Source organism: Methylobacterium sp., assembly GCF_028290105.1.
GTDB lineage: Bacteria > Pseudomonadota > Alphaproteobacteria > Rhizobiales > Beijerinckiaceae > Methylobacterium.
The window spans coordinates 1-12,761 of the sequence record NZ_JAQGKL010000105.1 but is presented as its reverse complement, the minus strand read 5'-3'; the positions used below and the strand labels follow the sequence as shown (position 1 = coordinate 12,761).

The 12,761-nt window shown below is 68.2% G+C and carries 12 protein-coding genes and 1 pseudogene; 9 read left to right on the top strand and 4 right to left on the bottom strand.

Annotated features, from left to right (window positions below; translation table 11 throughout):
- The 6 genes from JWQ05_RS08245 to JWQ05_RS08220 all read left to right on the top strand — a co-directional run.
- Window positions 1-1,004 (top strand): cysteine desulfurase family protein (locus tag JWQ05_RS08245; protein ID WP_299657397.1); only part of this gene is annotated, 1,004 nt, incomplete at its 5' end.
- Between the two features lie 67 nt (window positions 1,005-1,071).
- Window positions 1,072-2,541 (top strand): Fe-S cluster assembly protein SufB, encoded by a 1,470-nt coding sequence (gene sufB / locus JWQ05_RS08240; RefSeq protein WP_299657394.1) that lies wholly within the window; start codon window positions 1,072-1,074, stop codon window positions 2,539-2,541.
- A gap of 93 nt (window positions 2,542-2,634) precedes the next feature.
- Window positions 2,635-3,387, top strand: coding sequence for a Fe-S cluster assembly ATPase SufC (gene sufC / locus JWQ05_RS08235; protein ID WP_299657391.1), 753 nt, complete (start codon window positions 2,635-2,637; stop codon window positions 3,385-3,387).
- Between the two features lie 2 nt (window positions 3,388-3,389).
- Complete coding sequence (gene sufD, locus JWQ05_RS08230; protein WP_299657388.1) at window positions 3,390-4,712, top strand: Fe-S cluster assembly protein SufD; 1,323 nt, start codon at window positions 3,390-3,392, stop codon at window positions 4,710-4,712.
- Window positions 4,713-4,779: 67 nt separating this feature from the next.
- Entirely contained in the window at window positions 4,780-6,024 is a 1,245-nt protein-coding gene (locus JWQ05_RS08225) for a cysteine desulfurase (protein ID WP_299657385.1), read from the top strand.
- Window positions 6,025-6,077: 53 nt separating this feature from the next.
- Window positions 6,078-6,458, top strand: a complete 381-nt coding sequence (locus JWQ05_RS08220; RefSeq protein ID WP_299657382.1) for an SUF system Fe-S cluster assembly protein — start codon at window positions 6,078-6,080, stop codon at window positions 6,456-6,458.
- 15 nt (window positions 6,459-6,473) lie between these two features.
- Here JWQ05_RS08220 and JWQ05_RS08215 read toward each other — a convergent pair whose 3' ends face one another.
- A complete protein-coding gene (locus JWQ05_RS08215; protein WP_299657380.1) occupies window positions 6,474-7,070 on the bottom strand; it encodes a Uma2 family endonuclease in 597 nt (198 codons plus the stop codon).
- A 146-nt stretch (window positions 7,071-7,216) separates the two neighbouring features.
- On the opposite strand from JWQ05_RS08215, the gene JWQ05_RS08210 reads away from it, so the two are divergent.
- Window positions 7,217-7,594: an iron-sulfur cluster assembly accessory protein gene (locus JWQ05_RS08210; protein WP_299657377.1), complete on the top strand. Its 378-nt coding sequence runs from the start codon at window positions 7,217-7,219 to the stop codon at window positions 7,592-7,594.
- A 34-nt stretch (window positions 7,595-7,628) separates the two neighbouring features.
- Here the strand turns inward: JWQ05_RS08210 and JWQ05_RS08205 are convergent, their stop codons facing one another.
- Together JWQ05_RS08205 and JWQ05_RS08200 are read right to left on the bottom strand one after the other, a co-directional pair.
- Window positions 7,629-8,681 carry a diguanylate cyclase gene (locus tag JWQ05_RS08205; protein WP_299657374.1) on the bottom strand — a complete coding sequence of 351 codons (1,053 nt, stop codon included), beginning with the start codon at window positions 8,679-8,681 and terminating at the stop codon, window positions 7,629-7,631.
- A 129-nt stretch (window positions 8,682-8,810) separates the two neighbouring features.
- Window positions 8,811-10,415 carry a DEAD/DEAH box helicase gene (locus JWQ05_RS08200; protein WP_299657371.1) on the bottom strand — a complete coding sequence of 535 codons (1,605 nt, stop codon included), beginning with the start codon at window positions 10,413-10,415 and terminating at the stop codon, window positions 8,811-8,813.
- Window positions 10,416-10,696: 281 nt separating this feature from the next.
- Between JWQ05_RS08200 and JWQ05_RS08195 the strand changes: the two genes are divergently transcribed.
- Window positions 10,697-11,434, top strand: a complete 738-nt coding sequence (locus tag JWQ05_RS08195; RefSeq protein ID WP_299657400.1) for an aspartate/glutamate racemase family protein — start codon at window positions 10,697-10,699, stop codon at window positions 11,432-11,434.
- A gap of 10 nt (window positions 11,435-11,444) precedes the next feature.
- Here the strand turns inward: JWQ05_RS08195 and JWQ05_RS08190 are convergent, their stop codons facing one another.
- The gene (locus JWQ05_RS08190; protein ID WP_299657368.1) at window positions 11,445-11,744 is read right to left on the bottom strand and encodes a hypothetical protein; all 300 of its coding nucleotides are present in this window, start codon (window positions 11,742-11,744) and stop codon (window positions 11,445-11,447) included.
- 410 nt (window positions 11,745-12,154) lie between these two features.
- On the opposite strand from JWQ05_RS08190, the pseudogene JWQ05_RS08185 reads away from it, so the two are divergent.
- Window positions 12,155-12,761: pseudogene (locus JWQ05_RS08185) on the top strand (porin family protein); the annotation flags it as partial.

Here is a 12,761-nt window from a genome sequence, read left to right as displayed (position 1 = left end):
AAGCGGTGGCGCGTCGGGTCGGCGCGGGCGCCGGCCGCGTGGTCTTCACCAGCGGGGGAACCGAGGCGGCCAACGCGGCCCTGTCGGGCGCCATGGCGCGGGCGGGCCGGCCGGCGCCGACGCACCTTCTGATCGGGGCCACCGAGCACCCTTGCGTCGTGGCCGGTCACCGCTTCCCGCCGGACTGCGTCGACGTCATCCCGGTGGATGCGGCCGGACTGATCGACCTCGTCGCGCTCGAGGGCCTGCTCGCCCGCCACGCCGACGCGGGTGTGCTGATCTCGGTCCATGCGGCCAACAACGAGACCGGGGTGGTTCAGCCACTCCGGGCGATCGTGGCGCTCGCCCGGACCCATGGCCGGGCCCTGGTGCATTCGGACGCCGTGCAGGCGATCGGCAAGATCCCCGTCGACTTCGCGGATCTCGGGCTCGATGCCCTGACCCTGTCGGGACACAAATTCGGCGCTCCCAAGGGCATCGGCGCCCTGGTGCTGGCGGAAGGCGTCGGCCTCGACGCGCCCATCCTGCGCGGCGGCGGCCAGGAAGGGCGCCTGCGCGGCGGCACCGAGAACCTGCCCGGCATCGTCGGGCTCGGCGTGGCGGCGGAACTGGCCGAGCCCGGCGATGCGGTCCGGCTCGCATCCTTGCGCGACGGCATCGAGGCGGGCCTAGCGGCCTGCGCACCCGACCTCGTCGTGTTCGGTGCCGGCGCGCCCCGCCTGCCGAACACCCTGTGCTTTGCCGTGCCGGGGCTCGACGCCGCCACCGCCCTGATGGCGCTGGATCTCGCCGGGGTCGCGCTCTCGTCGGGCTCGGCCTGTGCCTCCGGTAAGGTCGCGCGCTCCCCCGTGCTCGCCGCCATGGCGGTGTCCCCTGCGCTGGCCGCAGGGGCGCTGCGCGTGAGCCTCGGGTGGAACAGCACCGAAAGCGACGCAGCGCGGTGTCGCGCCGCCTGCGAACGCGTGGTCGAGACCCTATATCGACGGCAAGGGCGCGCGGCGTGAGCGCCGTTTTCCCAAGCCATCTCACCAACACCCGGCCCTTGACGCCGGGCATGTCAGGAGACGTGTAATGCCTGCTGTGCAGGAAACCATCGACCGGGTCCGGTCCATCGACCTCGACCAGTACAAGTACGGGTTCGAGACGACGATCGAGATGGAGAAGTCCGAGAAGGGCATCTCCGAAGACGTGATCCGCTTCATCTCGGCCAAGAAGGACGAGCCCGAATGGATGCTGGCCTGGCGTCTCGACGCCTACAAGCGCTGGCAGACCATGCAGGAGCCCGACTGGGCGCGCGTCTCCTACGACAAGGTCGATTACAAGAACATCTACTACTACGCGGCGCCGAAGCGCCCGGCGGCGATGTCGCTGGACGAGATCGACCCCGAGATCCTGAAGACCTACGAGAAGCTCGGCATTCCCCTGCGCGAGGTCGAGGTGCTGGAGGGCATCGCCCCCGAGCGCCGGGTCGCCGTCGACGCGGTGTTCGATTCGGTGTCGGTGGCCACCACCTTCAAGGCGGAACTGTCCAAGGCCGGCGTGATCTTCATGCCGATCTCGGAGGCCATCCGCGAGTACCCGGATCTGGTGAAGAAGTACCTCGGCTCCGTGGTTCCGGTGACGGACAACTTCTTCGCGACCCTGAACTCGGCGGTCTTCTCCGACGGTTCGTTCGTCTACATCCCGCCGGGCGTGCGCTGCCCGATGGAGCTCTCGACCTATTTCCGCATCAACGAGCGCGACACCGGCCAGTTCGAGCGGACCCTCATCATCGCCGACAAGGGTTCTTACGTCTCGTATCTCGAGGGCTGCACCGCTCCGAAGCGCGACGACAACCAGCTTCACGCCGCCGTGGTCGAGCTCGTGGCGCTGGATGATGCCGAGATCAAGTATTCGACGGTCCAGAACTGGTACCCGGGCGACAACGAGGGCAAGGGCGGCATCTACAACTTCGTGACGAAGCGCGGCGATTGCCGCGGCGCCAATTCGAAGATCTCGTGGACGCAGGTCGAGACCGGCTCGGCCATCACCTGGAAGTACCCGTCCTGCATCCTGCGCGGCGACAATTCCCGCGGCGAGTTCTACTCGATCGCGGTGTCGAACGGCATGCAGCAGGTCGATTCCGGCACCAAGATGATCCATCTCGGCAAGAACACCACCAGCCGGATCATCTCGAAGGGCATCTCGGCGGGCCGCTCGCAGAACACCTACCGGGGCCTCGTCTCCGCCCACCGCAAGGCGACAGGCGCGCGCAACTTCACGAACTGCGACTCGCTCCTCATCGGAGACCAGTGCGGCGCGCACACGGTGCCGTACATCGAGTCGAAGAACGCGTCCGCGCAGTTCGAGCACGAGGCCACCACCTCGAAGATCTCCGAAGACCAGATGTTCTACTGCCAGCAGCGCGGACTCTCCAACGAGGAGGCCACCGCCCTCATCGTCAACGGCTTCGTCCGCGACGTGCTGCAGCAACTGCCGATGGAGTTCGCCGTCGAGGCCCAGAAGCTGATCTCGATCAGCCTCGAAGGCTCGGTGGGGTAGGGCACACGAAGACATCCCGCGCGCATCTCCCCCCTCTCCCTTTCGGGGGGAGGGCCGCGCCGCGTTTCAAGTTTTAGAACGGACGATGCTGCAATGATCGAAATCAAGAACCTCACGGTGGCCATCGAGGACAAGCAGATCCTCAACGGCCTCAACCTCACCGTGAACGACGGCGAAGTCGCCGCCATCATGGGGCCGAACGGCTCGGGCAAGTCGACCTTGTCCTACGTCATCGCCGGCAAGGAGGATTACGAGGTCACCGACGGCGAGATCCTGCTCGACGGCGTCAACATCCTCGAGATGAGCCCCGACGAGCGCGCCGCGAGCGGCGTGTTCCTGGCCTTCCAGTATCCCCTGGAGATCCCAGGCGTCGGTACCATGACCTTCCTCAAGGCGACGTTGAACGCCCAGCGCCGGGCCCGCGGAGAGGGCGAGCTCTCGACCCCCGACTTCATCCGCAAGGTGAACGGTGCGGCGGAAAAGCTCGAGATCAACAAGGAGATGCTGAGGCGCGCCCTCAATGTCGGGTTCTCCGGCGGCGAGAAGAAGCGCATGGAGATCCTGCAGATGGCGCTGCTGGAGCCGAAGTTCTGCGTCCTCGACGAGACCGATTCCGGCCTCGACATCGATGCCCTGCGCATCGTCTCGGAGGGCGTGAACGCGCTACGCGCGCAAGGCCGCTCCTTCCTCGTCATTACCCACTACCAGCGCCTGCTCGACTACATCGTGCCGGACGTGGTCCACGTGATGTCGCAGGGGCGCATCGTGAAGTCGGGCGACAAGGACCTCGCCAAGGCGCTCGAGGCCTCCGGCTACGCCGAGTACCGCACGGGCGAGGCCGCCTGACCATGGCCGACATCACTCCCTTGCGCACGGCGGCCGAGACCGGCCTGACCAAGCTCTTCGAAGCCACGAAGATGAAGTACCCCACGGGCGTGTCGATCGCCCGCGAGGAGGCGTTTCGCTATTTCGAGGCCGTCGGCCTGCCGACCCGCCGCGTCGAGGCGTTCAAGTATACCGACCTGCGCTCCGCCTTTCGCGATGCCGCTCATCCGGCCGAAATGCCGTCTGCTGACACCGCCAAGGCGGCTGTGGCCGAGGCCAAGGGCTTCGCCGGGATCGAGGCCGTTCGCCTCACCTTCGTCAACGGCCACCTGATCGCCGACGCATCCGACCTTGGCCGCATCCCGGCCGGGATCACCGTGACGCCGCTGACCCGGGCGCTCAGCGAGGGCCACGCCCTCCTCGACCAGCTGACACCCGTGCGTCAGGCCTCCGAGAACCCGATCTACCAGCTCAACACCGCCTTCCTGGCGGACGGCGCGCTGATCGCGGTGGAGGCCGGGGCCAAGGTCGAGACCCCGCTTCACCTGCGCTTCGTCGGCACCGGTGCGGAGGCCTATTCCACCGCCACCCGCGTTCTGGTGACGCTGGGGGAGGGTGCCGAAGCCCTCGTCCTGGAGAGCCATGAGGGACCGGACGGCATCGCCTACCAGCCCAACGACGCGCTGGACGTGGTGGTGGCCGACAACGCGACCTTCCGGCACGCCCGCCTCAATGCGGAGGGCCGCGAGGCCGTGGCGCTCTCGACCCTGTCCGTGAAGCTCGGCGCCGCCTCGGCGGTGGAGACCGTGAACGTGGTCGTCGGCGCCGTGCTCTCGCGCCATCAGGTCTACCTGAACTTCGCCGGGGCCGACGGCCGCGCCGTGGTGAACGGGGCGGCGATGCTCAACGGCCGCCAGCTCGCCGACACCACCTTCCTCGCCGATCATGCCGCCACCGGCGGGGTCAGCCGCGAGCTGTTCAAGACCGTCGTCGACGGCGAGGCCACGGGCGTCTTCCAGGGCAAGATCATCGTCCAGCAGGCGGCCCAGCAGACCGACGGCAAGATGATGTCGGCCTGCCTCATCCTGTCCGACGCCGGCCAGATGATGAACAAGCCGGAGCTCGAGATCTTCGCCGACGACGTCGCCTGCGGCCACGGCGCCACCTGCGGCGCGCTGGACGACGACCTCCTGTTCTACCTCATGCAGCGCGGGCTGCCGAAGCCGCAAGCCGAGAGCCTGCTGGTCCAGGCCTTCCTCGGGGCGGCCATCGAGTCGGTGGGCCACGAGGGTGTTCGCGATGCGCTGATCGGGACCGTCGAGGCGTGGCTCGCCGCACGCGCCTGAGCACAACCTGAAAAAGGCCCTCCCCGCGAGGGGGAGGGCTGCGTGCCCGACACCCACAGGTTTCGCCATGAACGCACCCGTCTCTTCCATCCCCTACGACGTCGAGGCGATCCGGGCCCAGTTCCCGATCCTGTCGCAAAAGGTCTACGGCAAGCCCCTCGTCTACCTCGACAACGCGGCCTCGGCGCAGAAGCCGCGCGCGGTCATCGACGCGATGGTGGCCTGCATGGAGACGGGTTACGCCAACGTCCATCGCGGGCTGCACTTCATGGCCAATGCCGCCACGGAAGGGTTCGAGGGCGCGCGCGAGACCACGCGGCAATTTCTCAACGCGGACTCCACCGACGAGATCATCTTCACCCGCAACGCCACCGAGGCCTACAACCTCGTGGCCTCCTCGATGGGCCTCATGGGCCAGATCGGGGAGGGGGACGAGATCATCCTCTCGATCATGGAGCACCATTCCAACATCGTGCCCTGGCACTTCCTGCGCGAGCGACGCGGCGCGGTGATCAAGTGGGCGCCGGTGGACGACGAGGGCAACTTCCTCCTCGAGGAATACGAGAAACTGTTCACGCCCCGCACCAGGATGGTGGCGATCACCCACATGTCGAACGTGCTCGGCACGGTGACGCCGGCGGCCGAGATCGTGCGCATCGCCCATGCCCACGGGGTACCGGTGCTGCTGGATGGCGCGCAGAGCGCGGTCCACACGCCCATCGACGTCAAGGCGCTCGATTGCGACTTTTTCGTCTTCACCGGACACAAGGTCTACGGCCCCACCGGCATCGGCGTGCTCTACGGCAAGAAGGAGTGGCTGGAGCGGCTGCCCCCCTACCAGGGCGGCGGCGAGATGATCCGCACGGTCAGCCAGGACACGGTGACCTACAACGATCCGCCCCATCGCTTCGAGGCCGGCACCCCGGCGATCATCGAGGCGGTGGGTCTCGGCGCCGCGCTGGAATTCATGATGGGAGTCGGCCGCGAAAAGATCGCCGCGCACGAGGCGTCCCTGCTCGCCTATGCGCAGGAACGCCTCGGCGCCATGAATTCCCTGCGGATGATCGGCACGGCCAAAGGCAAGGGCGGTGTCATCGCCTTCGAGATGAAGGGTGCGCATGCCCACGACATCGCCACCGTGATCGACCGCTACGGGGTCGCGATCCGGGCCGGGACGCATTGCGCGATGCCCCTGCTGAACCGCTTCGGCGCGACCTCCAGCTGTCGCGCCTCCTTCGGCCTGTATAATACGACGCACGAAGTGGACGTCCTCGCCGAGGCTCTGGCCAAGGCCGAGATGATGTTCGCCTGACGCTTTTCCAGCGGCGCGGGGTATCGCGCCCGGCCCGAGACGAGGACAGATCCATGAGCGATGCAGCTATCACGGGCGGGGCCAACGCCCCGACCATCGCGAGCGACTCGGCGATCCCGGCCGAGGAACTCGACCGCCTGACCGACGACATCGTGGTCGCCCTGAAGAGCGTCTACGATCCCGAGATTCCGGCCGACATCTACGAGCTCGGCCTGATCTACAAGGTCGACATCGCCGACGACCGCACGGTCGCCATCGATATGACCCTGACCGCCCCGGGCTGTCCCGTGGCCGGCGAGATGCCGGGCTGGGTCGAGACCGCGGTCGCTGCCGTGCCGGGCGTGCAATCCTGTGCCGTCAGCATGGTGTTCGACCCGCCCTGGGACCAGAGCCGGATGTCCGACGAGGCCCGCGTCGCCCTCGACATGTGGTAGGGGCCGCGGCGGGTTTCAGCCCTCGCTGGCCAAGTCCCGCCGCGCCGGAAAGGTGAGGCCGTCGTAGATGTCGGCCAGCGGAAGCGTCGCGCCGACATCCGGCAGGTCGACGACGGCCTGCAGACCCTCGAAGGTCTCGATGTCCCAGCCCTCGCCACTCCGCCGGTAGAGCAGGGCCTGCGGCTTCAGCGTCTCCACCAGGAGGATGTAGGCCAGCGTCGGATGGCGCTTGTATTCCTCGACCTTTCGGGTCTGGTCGACCGTCGTGGTCGAGGGGGAGGCCACCTCCACCACGAGCCTGGGCTCCAGCACCTCGTAGGTGTCCGGGACGAGGGGCGCGCACTCGACCATGACGTCGGGCCGCCGCAGGCCCCGGATGCTGGTCCGGATCGAGATGTCGGCCGTCGTGGGGCGGCAGGGCTTCCCGCGCAACTGAGCGTAGAGCGTCCCGATGATGTTCACCGTCGCCCGGTCGTGTTGCATGCTCGCCCCGGTCATCATCCGGTGGCGTGGCACCGGATGCCCATCGACGAGTTCGTAGAGTTCGTCCTGGTCGCGCTGCCAGACGAAGAAATCCTCGGGCGTCATGGTGAGGCGTGCGGCATCCGCCATGGCTGGTCCTCCCGTATCGTCACTATCACACGGGCTCGACCCATGCGCGCTTCACGGATGGACCCGGCCTTCCGCAATCCCTATCTTAACCGGACGCAATCACGCTCACCCGCCCGGGCCTTGAACCCGGCTGTCGGAGAGACATCATGGCATCGAAGTTCAAGGTCCTGTCGCTGACCGACGCGGCGGCGGAGCGCATCAAGGCGATCATCGCGGATGCGGACCGTCCGATCGCCGGTCTGCGCGTCGGCGTGAAGAACGGCGGTTGCGCCGGCATGTCCTACACAATGGAATATGCCGAGGCGCAGAAGCCCGGCGAGGACAAGGTCGAGGATCGCGGCGTCACCGTCTTCGTCGATCCCAAGGCCCTGCTGTTCCTGCTTGGCACGCAGATGGATTTCCAGACCAGCAAGCTCTCGTCGCAGTTCGTGTTCAACAACCCGAACCAGACCTCGTCCTGCGGCTGTGGCGAATCCGTCGCGATCACGCCGGTGAACCCTGAGATGATGCACGCCGGCGCCTGACGCCAGCGGCCGCGCAGTATGCCCTTCTCGAACGTCAGGCGACGTTCGAGAGGTTGACGTCTGTGTCGTCGACCGTTCGGTTGCGGCCGTCGCGCTTGGCCTTGAACATGCACTGATCGGCGCGCTCCAGGAGGGAGACCGCCGTGTCTCCGGGCCTGTGCATGGCGACACCGAGGGAAATCGTGATCTTGCCGAGCGACTCCCCGGTGGAGCGCTTCACCAGTTCGCGCGCCATCACGCTGGTGCGCACGGTCTCGGCGATGGCATAGGCCTTGGCCCGGTTGGTGGCAGGCAGCAGCATGGCGAATTCCTCGCCGCCGAAGCGCGCCAGGATGGCGCCGGACTTGATGTGCTCGCGCATGACGACCGCGACAAGGCGCAGGACTTGATCGCCGGTGATGTGGCCGTAGACGTCGTTGAAGCGCTTGAACGAATCGACATCGATCACGATCAGGCTGGCCGGCTCCGCCTCGGAGGCGCCGTGCACCAGCTTACACAGGCTGTCCTCGAAATGTTTGCGGTTCGACAGGCCCGTGAGCGGGTCCGTGAGGCTCTCCAACCGCGTCGCCTCCAGGGTCTCGCGCAGGGCCTCGATCTCGCTGCGGCTCTCTCGCATGCGCGCTTCGAGGGTGCGATTGTTGGCGGTGACCTCGCGCGTCGTCGCCACCAGGGCGGCAACGACCTTGTGCACGCTGGCCTGGTTCGGGTTGGTGCCGTCGAGGTCACGCGCCAGGGTGCGCAGCGACGCGTTGTACTGTGCCGCGGACCCCAGCGAGAGGTCCAGAACCTCCATCACCCCGGCGATCTCCGACAGGACGCTGGTGCTGGCTCGTTCAGTGGCGACCGAGAGCCGGGTGGGATCGAGGTAGGTCTCGTAGAGGGTGTCGATGTCCCCGTCGGTCAGGCGGCTCGACGCGGCGGTGAGGCTTTTCAGGGCATCGTTCAGCAGGGGCTGCGTGCCGGAGACGTAGGCGTACCAGACGGCATAGGAGCGCGGGGCCGCCGAGGGCCCGTAATCGCGCATCAGCGCATTGGCACGCTCGGCAAGCGCGAAGCTCCGATCGCGATCGCCGTGACTGCCGTCCATCGTTCGTCCAACCCTCCCATCCACCCGGCGCCGTTCCCAAGCGGAACGCCCCCGCGTTCCGTCATGATACGGAAACGTTCGTGGAGATGCGGTTAAAGGCTCTTCGAAGGACCAGCCGCGCTGGACGCTCTATTTCAGCGGCTTGACCACCGCCGGACGCAGCAGGAAGGCGGGCACGTGGGAGCCGAGGCCGACCGGCGTATCGCCCTCGTCCTCGTCGCCGCGACGACGGGGCGGCTGGCGCCGCTCGTCACGAGGCCGCTCGGCCGTGCGCTCGGGGCGTGGTGCCCGATGCGGAGCGGCCCGGGGTGCGGGGGCCGCCTCGCGCTCGACCTCCGCCGGAGCCTCGGTACGCTCGGGCGCATTGCGGCGGGAGGCGGACCTGCCGGCACGCGGCTCCTGGCGTCCCTCCCGCTTCGGAGCGCGCCCCTCGGCCCGAGGTTCCGCCTTGGACTCCGGCTTGCCCTCCTCGGAGGCCGCGGCACGAGCCTCCGGCTTGCGGCCGGCACCACCGCCACGGACCCGCCGGCCGCTTCCGGCCTTGCCGCGATAGCGGCGGTTCGCCTCGCCCTCTTCCTCGGACGGGGTAGCGGCTTCGGGCACTGAGGCGAGGTCGCCCTCGGCCCAGGGGATCGGCTGGCCGATCAGGGCCTCGATGGCCTGGAGCGAACGTGCGTCCGCCCGGCTCACCAGCGTGAAGGCATGGCCGGCGCGGCCCGCGCGACCGGTGCGGCCGATGCGGTGCACGTAGTCTTCGGGGTGATGCGGCACGTCGAAGTTGAAGACGTGGCTCACCGCGGGGATGTCGAGGCCACGCGCCGCCACGTCGCTGGCCACCAGCAGCGGCACCTCGCCGGAGCGGAAGCCGTCGAGGGCGAGGGTGCGGGCGCGCTGGTCCATGTCGCCATGGAGCGCCGCCACGTTGAAACCATGGCTCGCCAGCGACTTCTGCAACAGGGCGACGTCGCGCTTGCGATTGCAGAAGATGAGGCCGTTGTTGAGCTCCGCCTCGCCGCGGATGAGGCGGCGCAGGAGATCGCGCTTCTCATGCCCCTCCGAGCTCGTCGCGACGAGCTTCTGCACGATGGTGGCGGCAGTGGAGGCGGGGCGGGCGACCTCGATGCGCTGCGGGGTGTGCAGGAACATGTCGGCGAGGCGCTCGATCTCCGGCGGCATGGTCGCGGAGAAGAACAGGGTCTGGCGCGTGAACGGCACCATCTTCACGATGCGCTCGATATCGGGGATGAAGCCCATGTCGAGCATGCGGTCGGCCTCGTCGATGACGAGCAGTTCGACGCCGGTGAGCAGCAGCTTGCCGCGCTCGAAATGGTCGAGGAGCCGGCCCGGCGTCGCGATCAGCACGTCGGTGCCGCGCATCAGCTTGGCGTCCTGCTCGGCGAAGGAGACGCCGCCGATGATCAGCGCGACGTTGAGCTTGTGGTTGATGCCGTAGCGATCGAAGTTCTCCACAACCTGGGCGGCGAGTTCCCGCGTCGGCTCCAGGATCAGGGTGCGCGGCATACGAGCCCGTGCCCGGCCGTTCTCCAGCAGCGTCAGCATCGGCAGCGTGAACGCCGCCGTCTTACCGGTGCCGGTCTGAGCGATGCCGAGCACGTCGCGGCGTGCGAGCACGTGGGGGATGGCCTGGGCCTGGATCGGCGTCGGCTCGGAATAACCGGCCGCCGTGACGGCCTGGAGGACCTTGTCGCTCAATCCGAGGTCGGAAAAAGACATATTCAATGAGAACCGTTGCGCGCGGGACTGGACCAACCGGCGCGGAGGACATCGACACGGCGACGGCTGGCATCAGGGGCGGTTTCGACACATGACCCGCCGCGCACACGCGTTGCGGGGACACTTAGGCCCTTGCGCGGGCTTGTCAATCGAAGCGAACCTGGGCGACGCGGCTTATCCGCAGACCGATGCCGGACGCGTCATGCCTAAAAGGGCGCGTCCTGGCGAAAAGCTTGCGTCGCCTGGACAACGTGTCCCTCACAACCAGATCCGGCTTGGCCTTGCGCATCCTGCTCATCAACCCGAACACCACCCAGGCCGTCACCGACCTCGTGGCGGGCCATGTCCGAAGCTTTATCGGGGAAGCGGCCACCCTCGTGCCGGTCACCGGGCGGTTCGGGGCCCGCTACATCGCGAGCCGGGCGGCCGCCGCCATCGCGGGGCACGCGGCCCTCGATGCCCTCGCCGAGCATGTCGCGGGCTGCGACGCGGTCTACCTCGCCTGCTTCGGCGACCCCGGCCTCACGGCGCTGCGGGAGGTCGCGCCGGTCCCGGTCGTGGGCATGGCCGAGGCCGCCTGCCAGACCGCCTCCCGGGCGGCCTGCGGGGCGGGGCGGCGCTTCGGCATCGTCACCGGGGGCGCCCTGTGGGGGCCGATGCTGAGGGAGTTCGTGGCGGGGATCGGCCTCGGCGATCGCCTCTCCGGGGTGCGCACCGTCGCGCCGACCGGGGGCGAGATCGCCGCCGATCCCGACGCGGCCCTCGGCCAGCTCGCCGCCGCCTGCCGGGCCTGCGCGGAGGAGGACGGGGCCGAAGCCGTGATCCTGGGGGGCGCGGCGCTGGCCGGGCTCGCCGCGCGCATCCAGCCCGCCGTGCCGGTGCCCGTCCTCTGCTCGGTGGAGGCCGGCACCCGAATGGTTCTCGCGGTGGCCGGGGCAGGGGAGCCACGCGGCACCACCCCCACCCTCGCGAGCACCGGATTGTCGCCGGTGCTCGCGGCCCTGCTCGCGGGCGCCTGACGCGCCCGTCTCAGCGGCGAAGGCCGGCCGCCGTGCAGGGATCGAGGGTGGTGCGGGCGGCCGCCACGCCGATGGACCCCGTGGTCTCCGGATCCATCTGCTCCGCGCGGGCCTCGCGCTGGCGCAGCGTCCCGCCCTCCACGGCACGGGAGAGGTACTGGCTCGTGCCGAGGGCGAGGAGACCGACCGCCAGGCAGAGCTTGATCGTCCAGGGCAGCAGCGTGGAGGGCCGCTGGAATGCGGGTTCCTCCCGATCCCGCACGGGGTCGGCGTCCGAGGGCGTGTCGACGAAACGGCTGGGAGGAAGCATGGCGGGCGCGATCATCGGTGCGGCGGCGCAGACCGGCCGCTCGACGCCCATCCTGCGACAACACGGTTAAGGACGCCTTGCGCTGACGCGATCGTCCCGATGGCACCCGGCATTAAAACGCCACGGTGCCCGCCCGTCTGGCACGATGATGCCAATCTCGCCAAGATCACGAAACCTCGAGGATGAGTCTTGATCTCGTCGGCGGCGGCATTACCGGAAGCTATCCTTGCGATCACGTCAATGTGTGGGATGACACAGACGACCCGGAGTCGAGGTGAACTCCGGCTAACCTTTACCCTTCCTTGACTTCTGGGGGGCTAACAGGTGGCCTTGTTGCAGGAAAGCGACAGACCTCTCGGCGGCCAGGGATTACAAGCACGCCGGCTTTCGCCAACCAGGACCAGGTAAAAATGAAAAGACTGCTTCTCGCCACCACCGTGTTCGCCGGCCTGACTGCCGTCGCTTCGGCCGCCGATCTTCCGCGCCGCGCGGCTCCCCCGGTGTTCGTGCCGGTGCCGGTGTTCACTTGGACCGGCTTCTACGCCGGTTTCAACGCCGGCTACGGCTTCGGCACGGGTAGCAACAACAACGGCCCGACCACCGTCGTCGCCACCTCGCCGCTGTTCGTCGGCACCGCCGCCAGCCCGCTCGTCAACAACCGTGGCGCCATCGGCTTCAACAACCGCGATTCCAACGAAGGCTTCGTCGGCGGCGGTCAGATCGGCTACAACTACCAGTTCACGCCGGGCTCCGGCTTCGTCGTCGGTGTCGAGGCCGATGCCCAGTACGTCGACTTCGGCCGCAGCCGCAACAACGCCACCGCCATCGTCGGCGCGCTCAACCCCGACCTGACCGCCGTCAACCCGAACGGCCTCTCGGGCCTCGACTACTTCGGCACCGTGCGCGGCCGCCTCGGCTACGCCTTCGACCGCACCCTCGTGTACGGCACCGGCGGCTTCGCCTACGGCGGCGGCGGCGGCTCCGATTTTGGCCTGCCCAACAGCAGCCGCAACGACT

Excerpts from the sequence above, each read along its gene's own strand:
- sufC (WP_299657391.1), top strand. The coding sequence starts at position 2,635 with ATGATCGAAATCAAGAACCTCACGGTGGCCATCGAGGACAAGCAGATC.
- sufD (WP_299657388.1), top strand. The coding sequence starts at position 3,390 with ATGGCCGACATCACTCCCTTGCGCACGGCGGCCGAGACCGGCCTGACC.
- JWQ05_RS08210 (WP_299657377.1), top strand. The coding sequence starts at position 7,217 with ATGGCATCGAAGTTCAAGGTCCTGTCGCTGACCGACGCGGCGGCGGAG.
- JWQ05_RS08225 (WP_299657385.1), top strand. The coding sequence starts at position 4,780 with ATGAACGCACCCGTCTCTTCCATCCCCTACGACGTCGAGGCGATCCGG.
- JWQ05_RS08200 (WP_299657371.1), bottom strand. The coding sequence starts at position 10,415 with ATGTCTTTTTCCGACCTCGGATTGAGCGACAAGGTCCTCCAGGCCGTC.
- JWQ05_RS08205 (WP_299657374.1), bottom strand. The coding sequence starts at position 8,681 with ATGGACGGCAGTCACGGCGATCGCGATCGGAGCTTCGCGCTTGCCGAG.
- JWQ05_RS08220 (WP_299657382.1), top strand. The coding sequence starts at position 6,078 with ATGAGCGATGCAGCTATCACGGGCGGGGCCAACGCCCCGACCATCGCG.
- JWQ05_RS08190 (WP_299657368.1), bottom strand. The coding sequence starts at position 11,744 with ATGCTTCCTCCCAGCCGTTTCGTCGACACGCCCTCGGACGCCGACCCC.
- JWQ05_RS08215 (WP_299657380.1), bottom strand. The coding sequence starts at position 7,070 with ATGGCGGATGCCGCACGCCTCACCATGACGCCCGAGGATTTCTTCGTC.
- sufB (WP_299657394.1), top strand. The coding sequence starts at position 1,072 with ATGCCTGCTGTGCAGGAAACCATCGACCGGGTCCGGTCCATCGACCTC.